The organism is Mycobacterium sp. HUMS_12744610 (genome assembly GCF_041206865.1).
Lineage (GTDB): Bacteria > Actinomycetota > Actinomycetes > Mycobacteriales > Mycobacteriaceae > Mycobacterium > Mycobacterium servetii.
Genome location: NZ_JBGEDP010000001.1, coordinates 3,494,516 through 3,511,119 on the forward strand (window position 1 = coordinate 3,494,516; position 16,604 = coordinate 3,511,119).

14 protein-coding genes and 1 pseudogene are annotated in these 16,604 nt (G+C 70.1%); 3 read left to right on the forward strand and 12 right to left on the reverse strand.

Going from position 1 to position 16,604, the window contains the following annotated elements:
- Positions 1-50 precede the first annotated feature (50 nt).
- The 3 genes from cydD to fmdA all read left to right on the forward strand — a co-directional run bounded on the left by cydD (position 51) and on the right by fmdA (position 4,942).
- Positions 51-1,661, forward strand: coding sequence for a thiol reductant ABC exporter subunit CydD (gene cydD, locus AB8998_RS16975; protein ID WP_369738924.1), 1,611 nt, complete (start codon positions 51-53; stop codon positions 1,659-1,661).
- Complete coding sequence (gene cydC, locus AB8998_RS16980; protein ID WP_369738925.1) at positions 1,648-3,309, forward strand: thiol reductant ABC exporter subunit CydC; 1,662 nt, start codon at positions 1,648-1,650, stop codon at positions 3,307-3,309. The genes cydD and cydC overlap by 14 nt, the downstream gene beginning before the upstream one ends.
- 373 nt (positions 3,310-3,682) lie before the next feature.
- Positions 3,683-4,942 (forward strand): formamidase, encoded by a 1,260-nt coding sequence (gene fmdA, locus AB8998_RS16985; RefSeq protein WP_369738926.1) that lies wholly within the window; start codon positions 3,683-3,685, stop codon positions 4,940-4,942.
- A 54-nt stretch (positions 4,943-4,996) separates the two neighbouring features.
- On the opposite strand, the gene AB8998_RS16990 is transcribed toward fmdA, so the two are convergent.
- The 12 genes and pseudogenes from AB8998_RS16990 to AB8998_RS17045 form a co-directional block, all read right to left on the reverse strand.
- On the reverse strand, positions 4,997-5,287 hold the full coding sequence (locus tag AB8998_RS16990; RefSeq protein WP_369738927.1) for an FmdB family zinc ribbon protein: 291 nt from the start codon (positions 5,285-5,287) through the stop codon (positions 4,997-4,999).
- A gap of 116 nt (positions 5,288-5,403) precedes the next feature.
- Positions 5,404-6,354, reverse strand: a pseudogene (locus AB8998_RS16995) (bifunctional lysylphosphatidylglycerol flippase/synthetase MprF); the annotation flags it as partial.
- Positions 6,355-6,573: 219 nt separating this feature from the next.
- The gene (locus AB8998_RS17000; RefSeq protein ID WP_369741623.1) at positions 6,574-7,449 is read right to left on the reverse strand and encodes an acyl-CoA thioesterase II; all 876 of its coding nucleotides are present in this window, start codon (positions 7,447-7,449) and stop codon (positions 6,574-6,576) included.
- Between the two features lie 33 nt (positions 7,450-7,482).
- Complete coding sequence (gene pyk / locus AB8998_RS17005; protein ID WP_369738929.1) at positions 7,483-8,901, reverse strand: pyruvate kinase; 1,419 nt, start codon at positions 8,899-8,901, stop codon at positions 7,483-7,485.
- A gap of 90 nt (positions 8,902-8,991) precedes the next feature.
- Positions 8,992-9,414, reverse strand: a complete 423-nt coding sequence (locus AB8998_RS17010; protein WP_369738931.1) for a DUF2752 domain-containing protein — start codon at positions 9,412-9,414, stop codon at positions 8,992-8,994.
- Complete coding sequence (locus tag AB8998_RS17015) at positions 9,404-9,787, reverse strand: NINE protein (protein ID WP_369738932.1); 384 nt, start codon at positions 9,785-9,787, stop codon at positions 9,404-9,406. Before AB8998_RS17015 ends, AB8998_RS17010 begins: the two co-directional genes overlap by 11 nt.
- A gap of 233 nt (positions 9,788-10,020) precedes the next feature.
- The gene (locus tag AB8998_RS17020; protein WP_369738933.1) at positions 10,021-11,337 is read right to left on the reverse strand and encodes a prolipoprotein diacylglyceryl transferase; all 1,317 of its coding nucleotides are present in this window, start codon (positions 11,335-11,337) and stop codon (positions 10,021-10,023) included.
- Positions 11,334-12,149 carry a tryptophan synthase subunit alpha gene (gene trpA, locus AB8998_RS17025; RefSeq protein WP_369738935.1) on the reverse strand — a complete coding sequence of 272 codons (816 nt, stop codon included), beginning with the start codon at positions 12,147-12,149 and terminating at the stop codon, positions 11,334-11,336. The genes AB8998_RS17020 and trpA overlap by 4 nt, the downstream gene beginning before the upstream one ends.
- Entirely contained in the window at positions 12,146-13,405 is a 1,260-nt protein-coding gene (gene trpB, locus AB8998_RS17030) for a tryptophan synthase subunit beta (RefSeq protein ID WP_369738936.1), read from the reverse strand. Before trpB ends, trpA begins: the two co-directional genes overlap by 4 nt.
- A gap of 43 nt (positions 13,406-13,448) precedes the next feature.
- Positions 13,449-14,267, reverse strand: coding sequence for an indole-3-glycerol phosphate synthase TrpC (gene trpC / locus AB8998_RS17035; RefSeq protein ID WP_369738937.1), 819 nt, complete (start codon positions 14,265-14,267; stop codon positions 13,449-13,451).
- A gap of 100 nt (positions 14,268-14,367) precedes the next feature.
- Positions 14,368-15,036: a TIGR02234 family membrane protein gene (locus AB8998_RS17040; RefSeq protein WP_369738938.1), complete on the reverse strand. Its 669-nt coding sequence runs from the start codon at positions 15,034-15,036 to the stop codon at positions 14,368-14,370.
- Complete coding sequence (locus tag AB8998_RS17045) at positions 15,033-16,562, reverse strand: anthranilate synthase component I (RefSeq protein ID WP_369738939.1); 1,530 nt, start codon at positions 16,560-16,562, stop codon at positions 15,033-15,035. The genes AB8998_RS17040 and AB8998_RS17045 overlap by 4 nt, the downstream gene beginning before the upstream one ends.
- Positions 16,563-16,604: the final 42 nt, after the last annotated feature.

The window sequence follows — 16,604 nt, forward strand, 5'->3', positions numbered from 1 at the left end:
AAACCACCAGGGGGCCGCTGGACCCGCGACTGTGGCGGGCATCGGGCGCGGTGCGCCGCTACCTGGTCGCCGCGGTGGGCTGTGGCGTGGTGATCTCGGCCTGCGCGGTCGGCTCGGCGATCGTGCTGGGGCACCTCGTCGCCCGCGCGGTGGCCCACCCCCCGCCCGGACTGCGCGGCTGGCTGGGCCCGTTGTCGGCCCTGGCCGCGCTGTGGGCGGTGCGCGCCGTGACGCACTGGCTGCAGGCGCGGCTGGGCCAACGGGGAGCCAGCGCGGTCATCGCCGATCTCAACGGCCAGGTGCTGGCGGCGGTCACCGCCCGCCCGCCGGCCGAACTCGCCGCGCAGCGCGACGACGCCGCGGTGGTGGTCACGCGCGGTCTCGACGGCGTGCGCCCGTACTTCACCGGATACCTGCCCACGCTGGTGCTCGCCGGGATCCTGACGCCGGCGACCGTGGCCGTGATCGCCTGCTACGACCTGAAATCAACGGTGATCGTGGTGATCACCCTGCCCCTGATACCGCTTTTCATGGTGCTGATCGGGCTGGCGACCGCGGAGCGGTCGGCGGCGGCGCTGACGGCCATGACGACGCTGCAGGCGCGGCTGCTGGACCTGATCGCCGGGATCCCGACGCTGCGGGCGCTGGGCCGCGCCACGGGCCCCGAACACCGGATCGCCGAACTGGCCGCCGCCCACCGTCGGTCGGCGATGGCGACGCTACGGATCGCGTTCCTCTCGGCGCTGGTGCTCGAATTGCTGGCCACGCTGGGGGTGGCGCTGATCGCCGTCGGGATCGGCCTGCGGCTGGTGTTCGGGGAGATGTCGCTGGCCACCGGGCTGACCGTGCTGCTGCTCGCGCCGGACGTGTACTGGCCGCTGCGTCGCATCGGCGTGGAATTCCACGCCGCCCAGGACGGCCGGGCCGCCGCCGACCGGGCATTCGCGCTCATCGGCGAACCGGAGGCCGCGACGCCGCGGCACCGCACCGTGGCCGCGCGCGGCGCCGAGATTCGCCTGGAAAACCTCAGCGTCACCGGCCGTGACGGTCGCGCGCCGTGCGACCTGACCGCCGTGCTCGAACCCGGCCGCGTGACGGTGCTGACGGGACGCAACGGGGCCGGCAAGAGCACCACGCTGCAGGCGATCGCCGGCCTGACGCCGCCGTCGTCGGGCCGCGTCACCGTGGCCGGGGTCGACGTCGCCGACCTCGAACCGGGCGCGTGGTGGCGGCAGCTGTCCTGGCTGCCGCAGCGACCGGTATTGGTCCCGGGTACCGTCGCCGACAACCTGGACCTGTTCGGCCCGCTGGCCGATCGCGACGCCGCTTGCGCCGCAGCGGCTTTCGACACCGTGCTGGCCGAGCTGCCCGACGGGGTGAACACCGTGCTCGGGCGCGGGGGCGTCGGGCTGTCCCTGGGGCAGCGGCAGCGGCTGGGGCTCGCGCGAGCGCTCGGGTCGGCGGCGCCATTGCTGCTGCTCGACGAACCGACCGCGCACCTGGACGCCCGCACCGAGGCGCTCGTGCTGCGCGCCATCGTCGACCGGGCGCGCGCCGGCGCGACCGTGGTGGTCGTCGGCCACCGCGAGCCCGTCGTGGCCGTCGGGGACCGGGTCGTCGAGGTCGCCGCCGCGACCGGGGTGCGGTATGCGGCAGTCTGACCCGCTCCCCGCCGCCCTGCGCCTGTTGCGTCCGCGGCTGCCCCGCGTGCTGGCGGCGATCGGGCTGGGCGTGCTGTCGCTGGGCAGCGCGCTGGCCCTGGCCGGTGTCTCGGCGTGGCTGATCACCCGGGCCTGGCAGATGCCGCCGGTGCTGGACCTGTCGATCGCGGTGGTGGCGGTGCGCACGTTCGCGATCTCGCGGGGCTTGCTCCACTACTGCGAGCGGCTGGCCACCCACGACACCGCGCTGCGCGCCGCGGGCACCGCCCGGACGCAGATCTATCGCCGGCTGGCCCGGGGGCCGGCCGGCGCCGCCGCACGGTTGTCCAGCGGCGAGCTGGTGGCGCGCGTGGGCGCCGATGTCGACGAACTGGCCGACGTGCTGGTACGCGCGCTGGTGCCGATCGGCGTCGCGGCGGTGCTCGCAGTAGCCGCGACCGCGGTAATCGCGGCCATCTCCCCGGCGGCGGCGGCGGTGCTGGCAGTCTGCCTGCTGTTCGCGGGCGTGCTGGCGCCCCGGCTGGCCGGCCGGGCAGCGGCCACCCGGGAGGAGCTCGCCCGCCGGCACCATGCCCGGCGTGACGCGTCGGCGATGCTCGCGCTCGAGCATGCGCCGGAGCTGCGTGTCGCCGGCGCGCTGGGCGGGGTGATCGCCGAGTCGCAGCGCCGCCAGCGCGCGTGGGGCGATGCCCTGGATGCCGCGGCCCGCCCGGCCGCGATTGCCGAGGCGATGCCCACCGTCGCGATCGGGGTCAGCGTGCTCGGCGCGGTGGCGGCCGGCATCGGCCTGGCCCCCTCGGTCGCACCGACCACCCTGGCGGTGCTGATGTTGTTGCCGCTGTCGGCCTTCGAGGCGACGACACCGCTGCCGGCCGCCGCCGTGCAGCTGACGCGGTCGCGGATCGCCGCGCGGCGCCTGCTCGACCTGACGCCAGAGGCTGCGACCGGACCCGCGCGGGCCGCGGAGCCGCCCCCGGCCGGCACCGGCCGGTTGTCAGCCGCCGTCCGGTGCGGTCACTCTGATGCGGCGGGGCCGGGCGGGATCGAGCTCGACCTGCCGCCTGGCTCCCGGTTGGCCGTCACCGGTCCCAGCGGTTCGGGGAAGACGACGCTGCTGATGACGCTGGCCGGGCTGCTGCCCCCGCTGGAGGGCCGGGTGCTGCTGGACGGAACAGACCTGCGCCGGTTCGACGACGACCGACTACCCCGTGCCGTCAGCTTTTTCGCCGAGGACGCGCACGTGTTCGCCACCACCGTCCGGGACAACCTGCTGGTGGCCCGCGGCGACTGCGGCGACGACCAGCTGACGGCGGCGCTGGATGCCGTCGGGCTCGGAGCGTGGCTGGCCGGTCTGCCCGACGGCCTGTCCACGGTGCTGACCGGGGGCGCCCAGGCGCTGTCGGCGGGCCAGCGCAGGCGGTTGCTGCTGGCGCGGGCGGTGATCTCACCCGCCCGGATCGTCCTGCTCGACGAGCCCACCGAGCATCTCGACGCGGCGGACGCGGGCCGGCTACTGGAGGACCTGCTCGGCGGCGACGGTCACGGCCTGTTCGCAGCGGCGCGGACCGTGGTCGTGGCCACCCACCACCTGCCCGCGGGCGTGGACTGCCTGCAACTGCACATCGAACCTGCCGCACGGACCAGTTGATCCGCGCCGCCATCGCGCCCGGGCACGTCCCACGCGCTTGCGGGCAACGACGTCCCGCCGGGCAGGGCGATGCCCGAAACCGTTGTGGTCATAAGTTAGTTCGTCGAACTCGGGACCGATCACCGCAAGGACGACGCGTTGCTGCGCGAGTTTGCCGGCGCAGCAACCTCGGTGCGTACCACTACGGATCTGCGACACCTCGGCGCATCAGCGTGTCGGAAGTCGTGGTTCAGCGCAATAGTCTGCACCGCAGCATTTTTCGATGCAGTTACTCAAGCGGAACGCGCAGAGGTCCTGGCTATTGCGGCGTTGGCTTGTAGATTTTCGTCTAGCCACTGCAGGAAGTCCACGCCCGCAACAATCAGGAGGCCTTGTGCCACAGGTAGTCTTTCCACTTGATTCCACCAAGTCATTCACCGACCAGCAGATAGTCGGCCACAATCGGTGGCACTGGGCCATCCCGGCTCAGGTTGAGGTGAAACCGGGAGACACGTTTCGGGTCCACTGCCGTGAGTGGTTCGATGGCGCGATCCACAACGACGACTCCGCGGAAGACATCCTGAACGCGCCACTCGCCGCGGTGCACGTGCTCAGCGGGCCGATCGCCGTGCGGGGCGCCAAGCCCGGTGACCTGCTCATCGTCGACATCCTCGATGTCGGACCCCTCCCCCAGGAGGACTCGGGACCGCTGGCCGGCCAGGGCTGGGGCTACACCGGCGTATTTGCCAAGCAGAACGGCGGCGGGTTCTTGACCGAGCAGTTCCCCGACGCCTACAAGGTCGTCTGGGACTTTCAGGGTGGGGTGGCCACATCGCGACATGTGCCGGGGGTGTCGTACACGGGCATCGTGCATCCTGGGCTGATGGGGACGGTGCCCTCGCCGGAGCTACTGGCGAAATGGAACGCCCGTGAACAGGCACTCATCGACACCGACCCGGACCGGGTGCCACCGCTGGCGCTGCCGCCCCTGGCGGATTCGGCGATCCTGGGCAGCCTCTCCGGTGAGGAATTCGATCGGGTTGCCGCCGAGGCGGCACGCACCGCTCCGCCGCGGGAGAACGGCGGCAACCAGGACATCAAGAACTTCACCAAGGGAACACGGGTCTTCTATCCGGTCTTCGTCGACGGCGCAAACCTGTCCGTGGGAGACCTGCACTTCTCCCAGGGAGACGGCGAGATCACCTTCTGCGGCGCCATCGAGATGGGCGGATTTCTGGACCTGCACGTCGACCTGATCAAAGGCGGGATGGAGACCTACGGCGTCACCGAGAACGCGATCTTCCTGCCCGGCAACGTCAGCCCGCAATTCAGCCAATGGCTGGCGTTCTCGGGAACGTCGGTCACGCTCGACGGCGTCCAGCGCTACCTGGACTCGCACCTGTCCTACCAGCGAGCCTGTCTACACGCGATCGACTACCTGTCCAAGTTCGGCTACAGCCCTATCCAGGCGTACATGATTCTTGGTTCGGCACCGATCGAGGGCAGACTCTCCGGCGTTGTTGACATCCCGAACTCGTGTTCAACGGTTTACATCCCCACCGAGATCTTCGACATCGATGTGCGTCCCTCAGCCGATGGGCCGACGCAAATCGACCCCGGGGTGGGCGTCCCGACGGCTTCTGCCGGATCCTGATGACCGCCGCTCGAGGAAAGCGCTAAAAGCCGGGGCTTGCCGGCGAGGAGTCGCTCACGGCCGCGGGAGACGCCGCCATGCGGGATTCTGTGCCGGCGCCGGATTGTGCGCTGGCGCCGATCGTGGCGGCAGAGCCGACACCACCTCGGGTTCGTCGCGCGATTTCTCGGTTCGGTCGATTGCGGTCACCAACGCGCGGGGCGCCAGCGACAGCATCGGCGCACGAAAGACGCGGCCTGCCCAGCCGTTGCATACCGGACACGCCGACTCGGCGGGCGCCGTTCCCAACGGGCATCTGACGTCGAACTCGCCGTGTTGCGTGCATCGATACGCGTATGTGGCCATAGGAAATAGTAGCCGGTCGCCGGTTCATCCCCGCCGCTTCGCGGAACGGGCCGCCGTCCAGCGCCGTGGACGCTTAGTCAGCGGTAATTACTTGCGCCGCAACGCTTTCCGGCCATTTACAGGTGACGCCGGCGCGGCATGAACTCCAGCGACAACAGCACGAACAGCAGGGGCACCAGCTGCGTCATCGAGATCAGCGCGTAGCGTCGCGCGTCAAGCGCATGCCATTTCCGCACGTACCGGTACAGCGACTCCAGCGCGATCAGCGGGTCGAGGACGTGGATCAGGTGGTAGAAGACGGCTTGTAGCCGGCCTCGGTGCTTTTCCTCGAAGATCTCTGGGAACGCCGCGAACGCCAGCGACAGCCGCTGAGCCCCGTTCTCCTTGCCGGCCATGATCATGTCGACGCTGAGCCGCTCGTCGATCCCGTTGGGGGCCCCGCGCCGGCGCCACGGCACGTCGAGGGTGATCTCAGTGCCGCCGCCCGCGGTCGCGTAGCGGTGGAACCCTTGCACTTTGCCCGCAGCGTCCCGGGCCAGAATCAGCTGTATGCCGGGGAAGCGGCCCTCCAGCACGCCGTCGAGGTTCATGTGGAAGCCGCGATCGCTGTGCGCGCCCTTGGTGGACTCCCGAACCACCTCGGTGAGCTCGGCCAGCAGCGTGTGGTCGAGTTCCTGCTCGGCGACGATCTCGGTGGTGATGCCGCAGTTGTGCGTGCGCTTGACCGCCTGCCGCAAGTTGCGGAACTTGCGCCCCACCAGGTCGAAACCGGGCACGTCGACGACGACGTCGCGGCCGATCGGCACGGCACGCAGCGAGTGGCCGATCACGACCGGATCCTGCCACAGCCCGAGGCGCGCTTCGCTGCACCCGACCACTGCGATCCTCCAGCCGTGGGCGTGGCACATGGCCGCGAAGTCGGCGACGAGGTGCGGGAACTGCGCCTCTTCGCCGATCGGGTCTCCCCCGACGACGGCGATGCCCAACCGCGTCCGGTAAGCCAGCGCCGCCCCGCCATCCGCGCTGAAGTGGAAGGTCTTGCCCGTCTGCATCGTGAACGGCGCCGCCGCCCGCGAGTCGACGCTGACGACCACGCGTTCGCGGGCGGGGGGCTTTGCTACGACATCCACCAGCGGCCCGTTCACCTTCACCTCCCGATGCGCTTACGTTAGCTGGGCGACAGCCCGCCGCCTCCACACCAAATACCCGGCCTGGTGCGAAGCTACGCGCCAATCGTGGCGTTGTCGGCCGAAATCGGGGGCTGACGTGCGGGTCCGGCAATTCCTCTATCGGCCGGCGGACGGGAAATATAACAGGACGCCCTCCTGCACCACCGTGGCGATGACTTGCCCCGCGCGGTCGAAGAAATGCCCGGTTCCCAGCCCGCGGGAGTCGGCGGCCACCGGCGAGGACGTCGAGTAAAGCACCCAGTCGTTGAAGTTGACCTGCCGGTGGAACCAGATCGAATGGTTGGCCGAGGCAGCGAAGATGCGATCGTAACCCCAGGACAGGCCGTGGGTGGTGATGACCGAGTCGAGCACCGTGGTGTCCGAGGAGTAAACCAGGGCGGCGGTGTGCAGCACCGGATCGTCGGGCAGCACGCCCAGCGCCTTCTGCCACACGCGGTTGTGCGGGAGGCGCTCGCCCTTGTCCCGCATCACCCAGGAGGGATCGTTGGTGAAGCGCCATTCGATCGGATGCAGGGCGTTGACGAAGTGCGGGACGGTCTCCTCGTAGCCGCGCAGCAACTCGCCGATCGGCGGGTGGTTCTCGGGCTGCCCGACCTGCGGAGGCTTGACGCCGTGCTCGAGGCCGGGGCCGCCGGACATGTAGGAGATCAGCGCCGAGGACAGCACCACGCCGTCCTGCACCGCGTCGACGCGCCGGTTGGCGAAGCGCCGCTCGTCGCGCAGCCGCGTGACCCGGAATTCGATGTCCCTGGCGGTGTCGCCGCCGTTGACGAAATGCACCGAGAGCGCGCTGGGCGGCAGGCCCTGCGAAGGCAGCGTTCGGCTGCTCGCGACGAACGACTGCGCCATGAGCTGCCCGCCGAACGTCCGCATCGGGTTCTTGCTGGGGTGCGAGCCGAGGAACCGGTCGTCGGCGACGCGGTCCAGGTCCAGGACCGCCAGCAGTTCCTTGAAGTCGGGCGCATCGTTCATCGCATCACCGGCCGGCACGGGCTCTCCTTCGGGCTAGACGTCGTCCTCCCCGATCCGGTGCACGTGGATCAGGTTGGTCGAACCTACCGTGCCCGGCGGGGCGCCGGCGACGATCACCACCAGGTCACCGCGCTTGTAACGACCGAGGTCGAGCAGCGATCTGTCGACTTCGCGGATCATGCCGTCGGTGGACTTCATCATCGGGACGATGAACGTCTCGGTGCCCCACGTCATGGCGAGCTGGCTGCGCACCTCGGGCCATGCCGTGAAGGCCAGCAGCGGCAGCGGGGTGTGCAATCGGGCCAGGCGCCGCACGGTGTCACCGGACTGGGTGAACGCGACCAGCGCCTTGGCATCGAGCCGCTCGCCGATGTCGCGGGCCGCATACGAGATCACCCCGCGCTTGGTGCGCGGCACGTGGGTCAGCGGCGGCGCGGCGGTGGAGTTCTCCTCGACGGCGCACACGATGCGCGACATCGTCTTCACCGCGGCCATCGGGTACTTGCCCACCGAGGTCTCCCCGGACAGCATCAGCGCGTCGGCGCCGTCGAGCACGGCGTTGGCGACGTCGGAGGCCTCGGCGCGCGTCGGTCGCGAGTTCTCGATCATCGAGTCCAGCATCTGGGTGGCCACGATGACGGGTTTGGCGTTCTCCCTGGCCATCTGGATGGCCCGCTTCTGCACCAGCGGAACCTCTTCCAGAGGCAATTCGACACCCAGATCGCCGCGAGCGACCATGATGCCGTCGAATGCCAGCACGATGGCCTCGAGATTGTCGACGGCTTCGGGCTTTTCCAGCTTGGCGATCACCGGCACCCGCCGGCCGAGCCGGTCCATCACCTCGTGCACCAGCTCGATGTCCGACGGCGAGCGCACGAACGACAGCGCGACGATGTCGACGCCGAGCTCCATCGCGAAGGTGAGGTCCGCGATGTCCTTCTCCGACAAGGGCGGGGCGGACACGTTCATGCCGGGCAACGACATGCCCTTGTTGTTGCTCACCGGACCGCCCTCGACGACCGTGCAGACCACGTCGTCGCCCTCGATGGCATCGACCACCAGGCCAACCTTGCCGTCGTCGACCAGGACGCGGTCGCCGACCGCGGCGTCTTTGGCCAGTCGCTTGTAGGTGGTCGACACCCGGTCGTGGCTGCCCTCGCATTCGGCGACGGTGATCCGCACCGTCTCCCCGTCGGCCCAGTAGGTGGGCCCGGTCGCGAAGCGCCCCAGCCGGATCTTCGGGCCCTGCAGGTCGGCGAGCACACCGACGGCGCGGCCGGTGGTGTCGGAGGCGGCCCGCACGCGCTCGTAGGCGGCCTTGTGATCCGCGTAGTCGCCGTGGCTGAAGTTCAAACGGGCCACGTCCATTCCGGCTTCGACCAGCGCCAGAATCAGTTCGTCGGATTGGGTTGCAGGGCCAAGGGTGCAGACGATCTTCCCGCGTCTACTCACGCCGACCCAGCATAGTCTTGCCGGTTGCAACGGGGGTGACCGCAGGGTGGCGCCGCGATTAGCCACCCGAGAAACCGCGACACGGGGCCGCTACCCACCGAGAACGGTCGGCACGAGCGGAAATCCGGGAAGATTGCGCACCACCGTCCACACGGCCGCGACGAGCGTGATCGCCAGCGCGGCCGGTATCGGCAACGGCTCCCGGCCGTGGCGGCGGCGCAGCAGAAGCCACCCGGCCAGCAGCGGGATACCGACGAGCGCGAAGAGGTTGTCGCTGACGGCGGCCGGCAGGTCGCCGTGCAGCAAGTCATGCGTCATCCGAAGCCCCCCGCACAAGGGGCAGTTCCAGCCGGTGAGCCACTTGAACGGGCACGGCGGGTAGAGCGAGTGCGCGTGATGCGGGTCGACGCGAGCGACATAACCCAGTGCGCCGGCCAGCAGTACCGACGTGCCGGCCGCGGTGTAGAGGCGTTGAAGGCGCGGCCCCGCCCGCGACGCCTCCTCAGGTGCCATCACGCAACGGCCTGCCCTCGGGATCGCTGACCTTGTCGGTCAATATCAAGACGGCGTCGACGATGCCCCAGATGACGGCGCCGAGTCCGCACGTCGCCAGGCCGACGATCAACTGCGCGATCCCCAAGCCCGTCTGGCCGAGGTAGATGCGACCGAGCCCGACGAGGCCGAGCAGTCCGAGCAGCTGCAGAAGGGCCGCCACGACTTTCGATTTGTCCGAAAAGGGTTGTCCGGTCAGGGGGTGACGGCCGAAGGGTGCGGACGGGTCGAAGTAAGGCCCGGGCGCCGGGTAGTAATGGTAGGGCGGCGGATATCCGGGCGGCGGTGGCGGCGGCGCGCCGGACCCGGGGTCGCCCCACGACGGATCGGTCACATGTGCAGCATGCCAGATGCGCCGGGACTTGGGGGCGCTGATCACATCCGCCACACGAGTAACTGGTAGGAGTCGGCACTCTTTGTGCCCGCCTCATAGCGACAGGGTGCGAGCCGCCCGGGTTTTGTCGCTCGAAGGCGGGCACAACGGCTACTGCCTGTCCCCGGTGCGGCTGTGACTGGTGTGACGCCGGCCCTCGAGGCGCCGGGGAAGCCGCAGGCTTTTCGGGGTCTTTAACGGCCGGAACGCCGGCTTCGGGGACGCAGTGCCCACCGCCGCCGCGTTCGCCCGGGGGGCTCGTCGGCTTCAGGCGCGTCGATGGGTGTTTCGGTTGGTGGTTCCTCGGTTTCGCCGGCGGCAACCGGCTCTTCCGCGTCGGCTTCGGGCGCCGCGGCTTCGGCTTCCGCGGCTTCGGGCTCCGGCTCCGCGGCTTCAGACGCCGCGGCTTCGGGCTCCGCGGCGTCGGGCTCCGCGGCCACCGCCTCCGCGGCTTCGGCCTCCTCGGCTGCAGGCTCCGCCGCTGCAGGCTCCTCGGCTGCAGGCTCGGCCTTCTCTCCCACGTCGGGGGGTTGGTCGTCGCCGGCCGTGCCCACCGGGGCCGGCACGGTCTCCGCCGCGGGCGATGCGACGGTCGAAAGCTCTTCCCTCCGAACGGTTTCTGGTTCCGCCTCTTCGGCGATGTAATCGTTGCCGCGCAAGCTGGCGGGATCCTCGCGACCCTTCGGCGCCAGAATGGTGTAGACGACCGCCCCGATGAACACGAACGTCGAGGTGAACGAGTTGATCCGGATTCCGGCGATGTGGGTGGCGGGATCGTCACGCAACAGCTCGACGCAGAAGCGACCAACGCAGTAACCGGCCACGTACAGCGCGAACAGCCGCCCGTGGCCCAGCCTGAACCATCGGTCCGCATAGATCAGGGCGGCGAAAACCAGCAGGTTCCAGAGCAATTCGTACAGGAACGTCGGCTGCACGACCAGGGCCACCTGGCCGGTCGAAACCCCGTCCAGCGAATGGGTGTCGACGTAGCCCGACGGGTCGCGCCGGTAGAAGATCTCCAGGCCCCACGGCAGCGTCGTCTCCCGGCCGTAGAGCTCCTGGTTGAAATAGTTGCCCAGCCGGCCGATGGCCTGCGCCAGGACGATTCCCGGGGCGATCGCGTCGGCGAAGGCCGGCAACGGAATCCCGCGACGGCGGCAACCGATCCACGCGCCGACGCCGCCGAGCGCGACCGCACCCCAGATGCCCAGGCCGCCGTCCCAGATGCGCAGCGCCGCCCCGAACCCGGCGCCGCCGGGCCCCCAGTAGGTCCGCCAATCGGTGGCGAGGTGATAGAGCCTGCCGCCGATTAACCCGAACGGCACCGCCCACAGCGCGATGTCGTAGATCACGCCGCGCTGGCCGCCGCGGGCCTCCCAGCGCCGGTCGCCGATCAGCAGCGCGGCCACGATGCCGACGATGATGAACAGCGCGTAGGCGCGCAGGGGCAGCGGCCCCAGGTGCCAGACACCCTGCGGTGGGCTGGGAATGAACTCGGGCCGCATCATCATGAACCGGACGCCCGCTCGCGGACGCCGGAGACGAGCTCTCCGGTCAACGCGCGCAACGCGGGCAGCCCGTCGGTCAGTGCCGACACCAGTGCGGACCCGACGATGACGCCGTCGGCGTAGCTGCCGATCTGCGCGGCCTGCTCCCGCGAGCGCACCCCCAGGCCGACTCCGACAGGTATGTCCGACACCGCTTTCACCCTCTTGACCAGTTCGGGTGCGGCGTGCGAAACCGCGTCGCGCGCCCCGGTCACCCCCATCGTCGAGGCCGCGTAGACGAACCCCCGCGACGCCTTCACGGTGCCCACCAGGCGCTCCGGCGTCGATGACGGCGCCACCAGGAAGATGCGATCCAACCGATGCTCCTCGGATGCCGCCATCCACTGCCCGGCCTCGTCGGGGATCAGGTCGGGAGTGATGAGACCGTACCCGCCGGCCGACGCCAGATCGCGCGCAAACGCGTCAACCCCGTAGCGCAGCACCGGGTTCCAGTACGTCATCACCACGGCGTGCCCGCCGGCCGCGCTGATCGCTTCGACCGCCGCCAGCGTGTCCCGGACTCGCACTCCCCCGCGCAACGCGGCCTCGGTGGCGCGGGCGATCGTTGGGCCGTCCATGCCGGGATCTGAATAGGGCACGCCGACTTCGATGATGTCGCAACCGGATTCGACCAGGGCGAGCATCCCGGCCACCGACCCCGCCACGTCGGGGTAGCCGGTGGGCAGGTAGCCGATCAGCGCGGCACGCGCGTCGGCGCGGCACGCGTCGAAGACCGGCCCCAGCCTGCTTGCCTCGCGTTGTTCCACGGTCATCACTCGCCGGGCTCCAGGAGGCCGAACCATTTCGCCGCCGTCTCGACGTCCTTGTCGCCGCGGCCCGACAGATTGACGACAATGACGGCCCCCGAACCCAACTCGGAACCCAGCTGCAACGCACCGGCCACCGCGTGCGCGGATTCGATGGCCGGGATGATGCCTTCCGTGCGGCACAGCAATCGGAACGCCTCCATCGCCTCGGAGTCGGTGATGGGCCGGTACTCGGCACGCCCGGTCTCCTTCAGATGCGCGTGCTCGGGACCCACCCCAGGGTAATCCAGACCCGCCGAGATCGAATGGGATTCGATGGTCTGACCGTCCTCGTCCTGCAGCAGGTAGGAGAATGATCCCTGAAACGCCCCTGGCGAACCTCCGGCGAAAGTGGCTGCGTGCCTTCCGGTTTCGACGCCCTCACCGGCCGCCTCGTAACCGATCAGCCGCACACCGGGGTCGTCGATGAACGGGTGGAAGATGCCGATCGCGTTGGATCCGCCCCCGACGCAGGCCACCACCGCGTCCGGCAACCGGCCCGCCTGCTGCTGGATCTGCACGCGCGTCTCCATGCCGACGATCCGCTGGAAGTCACGCACCATCGTCGGGAACGGGTGCGGTCCCGCCGCGGTGCCGAAGCAGTAATACGTTCGGTCGGCGTTGGTGACCCAGTCCCGGAATGCCTCGTTGATGGCGTCCTTGAGTGTCCGGGAACCGGTTTCGACCGAGACGACCTCGGCGCCCAGCAGCCGCATCCGGGCGACGTTGAGCGCCTGCCGCGCGGTGTCCACCGCACCCATGTAGATCACGCACTCCAGCCCGAGCAGCGCGCACGCGGTGGCCGTGGCCACGCCGTGCTGCCCCGCCCCGGTCTCGGCGATCACCCGGCTCTTGCCCATCCGGCGGGCGAGCAGGGCCTGGCCCAGGACGTTGTTGATCTTGTGGGATCCGGTGTGGTTCAGGTCCTCACGCTTGAGGAAGATGCGCGCCGAGCCGGCGTGCTCGGACAGCCGCGTGGCCTCATACAGCGGTGACGGCCGCCCGGTGTAGTGCTCCTGCAGGTCGTCGAGGGTGCCCAGGAAGTCGGGGTTGACGCGTTCCTTCTCGTAGGCAGCGGTGACCTCTTCGATCACCGCCATCAACGCCTCGGGCAGGTAGCGGCCGCCGTAAACGCCGAAATGCCCGCCCGGGTCGGGATCGTGCCGGGTGGGTTCGGAGATGGCCGCACTCATCACAGGGAGGTCCGGCCGGGGCAGACCGACCATCACCAAGGCTCGACGCGCGGACGACTCATTGCGATCAACGTGACTAGCGAGCCGGTTTCGGACAGGACGGATGGGTGCCCGCGGTGACCAGGTCGGCGACCGCGGCGCGCGGGTCACCGCTCTTGACCAGGCCTTCGCCGACCAACACGGCGTCGGCGCCCGCCCCGGCGTAGGCCAACAGGTCCCCGGTGCCGCGCACACCGGACTCGGCCACCCTGATCACGTTGCTGGGCAGCCCGGGCGCGATGCGCGCGAAGCAATCCCGGTCCACCTCCAGCGTCGTCAGGTCGCGGGCATTGACACCGATCACCTTGGCCCCGGCCGTCAGCGCACGGTCTGCCTCCTCCTCGGTGTGCACCTCCACCAATGCCGTCATCCCCAGCGATTCGGTGCGGTCCAGCATCGACACCAGCTCCGACTGGTCCAGCGCGGCCACGATGAGCAACAGCATGTCGGCGCCGTGGGCGCGGGCCTCGTGGATCTGATACGGCTGAATCACAAAGTCTTTGCGCAGGATCGGCACCGAGACGGCGGCCCGCACGGCGTCGAGGTCGTCGAGCGAGCCGCGGAAGCGCCGCTCCTCGGTCAGCACGCTGATGATCCGCGCGCCGCCGTCCTCGTAAGCCCGGGCCAGTTTGGCCGGATCGGCGATGGTCGCCAGCGCGCCCGCCGACGGGCTGGCGCGCTTCACCTCCGCGATCACACCGATGCCGGGCTGACGCAGCGCGGCCATCACGTCGAGCGGCGGCGCGGCCGCCGCCGCGGCGGCTTTGATCTCCGACAGGCCGATCAGGGCTTCGCGGGCGGCAACATCGGCGCGGACTCCCTCGAGGATGGAGTCGAGCACGGTTGCCGGACTCATGCCTGTCGTTTCCTTCCCACTGTCATCCGGCTAGTCGCAACGATGCCCAGCCGATTCCGACGACGTCCATGAAGGGTAGCGGCCCTGGACGTGGGGCACGTCACCGCCCCTCGCTGTCCGAGCCGTCGGGCCGCTCCGTGGGGTCACGGCCCTCGTCAAGCGCATCCCAGATCATCCGTTCCGACATTCCCGGCGCCTCCTGCCCCTCCAGCATCGCCCCGCCGGCGGCATCCCGCAGTGCAATCGACCGGCGCGTCGCGGGTGCCGCGTATTTCGTTGCGCTCGAACGGGCCGACCCGGAATCGCCGGCCGCCCGCATCAGCAGAACGGAGGCGATCAGCGTGCACACGGCGGCCGCCACCGCCACCCCGGCGCCCCCGTACTGCCGCTCGCTTCCCACCAGCGTCATGGTCGGAACATGCGCCAGATCGGCGCCCCGCACCGCCACGTCCGGGACGACCCACAGGCTGATGCCGAGGTAGCCCACCGCCAGGCTGGCCGCGGCCAGCAACGCCGCCAGCACGCGCAGGGCCCAGCCGCCCACCGCCAGCGCCGCGACGGCCGCCGCCAGCATCAGCAGCGCCAGCGGCAGCAGCGCCGTAGACCACGTCGCCCCGGACAAAGTGACCTGCTTGGGCGGGCCCAGCCCGTCGAACGAGCGGATTCTCACCCAGGGCAGCCGCGACGCCGCCCACAGCGCGACGGCGGCCGCAACCAGCAGCACCTGTGCGCTGCGGATCGCCAGCCGGGCCCGCCGGTCAGCGGTCACGTCGCATCCGGGGCGGTCAGCGTTTCGGCGGCGGCGATCGCGTTGAGCACCGCGCGCGCCTTGTTGGACGCCTCGGTGTACTCGTAGGGCCCGTTGGAATCGGCCACCACCCCGCCCCCGGCCTGCACGTAGGCGGTGCCGTCGCGCATCAGCGCGGTGCGGATGGCGATCGCGAAGTCGGCGTTGCCGGCGAAGTCGAGGTAACCGACCACCCCGCCGTAGAGGCCGCGGCGCGTCTTCTCCACCTCCTCGATGAGCTCCATCGCCCGCACCTTGGGCGCCCCGGACAACGTCCCGGCCGGGAAGCAGGCCGTCACCGCGTCCAGTGCGGTCCGGTGCTCGTCGAGCATCCCGGTCACCGTCGACACCAGGTGCATCACGTGGCTGTAGCGCTCGATGTGGCTGTAGTCCTCGACGCGCACGGTGCCCGGGGTGCAGACGCGGCCGAGGTCGTTGCGGCCGAGGTCGACCAACATCAGGTGCTCGGCGCGTTCCTTGTCGTCGGCCAGCAACTCCTTTTCCAGCAGCTGATCTTCTTCTTCGTTGTTGCCCCGCCACCGCGTCCCGGCGATCGGGTGCGTCGTCGCCCAGCCCTCGGCGACGGTGACCAACGCTTCGGGGCTGGATCCGACGATCGAAAAGTCAGTTGCGCCATCGCTGTTCGGGACATGCAGCAGGTACATGTAAGGGCTGGGATTGGTGGCCCGCAGCATCCGGTAGACGTCGATCGGATCGACGTTGGTGTCCATCTCGAAGCGCTGGGAGGGCACCACCTGGAAGGCCTCACCAGCCGCGATCTGCTCGACGAGGTAATCGACGATCTTGCCGTACTCCTCGACGCTGCGCTGCGCGCGGAACCGCGGTTCGGGCGTGCCGAACGTGGAGACCGTTGACTCCAGCGCCTGGCCCAGCGCCGTCGTCATCACGTCGAGCCGCGCGACCGCGTCGTCGTAGGCCTCGTCGACGTGCTCGTCGGTGGCGTTCCAGTTCACCGCGTTGGCGATCAGGGTGATGGTGCCCTCGTGGTGGTCGACCGCGGCCACATCGGTGGCCAGGAGAAGCAGCATGTCGGGCAGGTGCAGGTCGTCGGCGGCCAGCTCGGGCAGCCTTTCCAGGCGCCGCACCAGGTCGTAGGCGAAGAAGCCGACCATGCCGCCCGACAGCGGCGGCAGCCCGGGCAGCGCGGCGGTGGCCAGCAACCCCAGCGTGGCCCGCAGCGCCTGCAGCGGGTCGCCGCCGGTGGGCGCGTCCTGCGGCACGGCGCCCAGCCACACCGCCTGGCCGTCGCGCACGGTCAGCGCCGACGGCGCCCCCGCGCCGATGAACGACCACCGCGACCAGGACCGCCCGTTCTCGGCGGATTCCAGCAGGAAGGTGCCCGGGCGGTTGGCGGCGAGTTTGCGGTAGGCCGACAGGGGCGTCTCGCTGTCGGCCAGCACCTTGCGGGTCACCGGAACGACGCGGTGTTCTGCGGCCAGCCGGCGGAAGTCCTCCCGTGAGGTGGTGGCGGCGAAATGGTCGTGCACCGAACCATCCTCCCAGATGCGCGGCCGGGGTCCGCGAGCGTG

What these genes read in the sequence shown, in the direction of transcription:
- cydC (WP_369738925.1), top strand. Translation starts at nt 1,648, where the DNA reads ATGCGGCAGTCTGACCCGCTCCCCGCCGCCCTGCGCCTGTTGCGTCCG.
- AB8998_RS17010 (WP_369738931.1), bottom strand. Translation starts at nt 9,414, where the DNA reads ATGGCACCTGAGGAGGCGTCGCGGGCGGGGCCGCGCCTTCAACGCCTC.
- AB8998_RS16990 (WP_369738927.1), bottom strand. Translation starts at nt 5,287, where the DNA reads ATGGCCACATACGCGTATCGATGCACGCAACACGGCGAGTTCGACGTC.
- trpB (WP_369738936.1), bottom strand. Translation starts at nt 13,405, where the DNA reads ATGGTCGGTCTGCCCCGGCCGGACCTCCCTGTGATGAGTGCGGCCATC.
- AB8998_RS17000 (WP_369741623.1), bottom strand. Translation starts at nt 7,449, where the DNA reads ATGAACGATGCGCCCGACTTCAAGGAACTGCTGGCGGTCCTGGACCTG.
- trpC (WP_369738937.1), bottom strand. Translation starts at nt 14,267, where the DNA reads ATGAGTCCGGCAACCGTGCTCGACTCCATCCTCGAGGGAGTCCGCGCC.
- AB8998_RS17020 (WP_369738933.1), bottom strand. Translation starts at nt 11,337, where the DNA reads ATGATGATGCGGCCCGAGTTCATTCCCAGCCCACCGCAGGGTGTCTGG.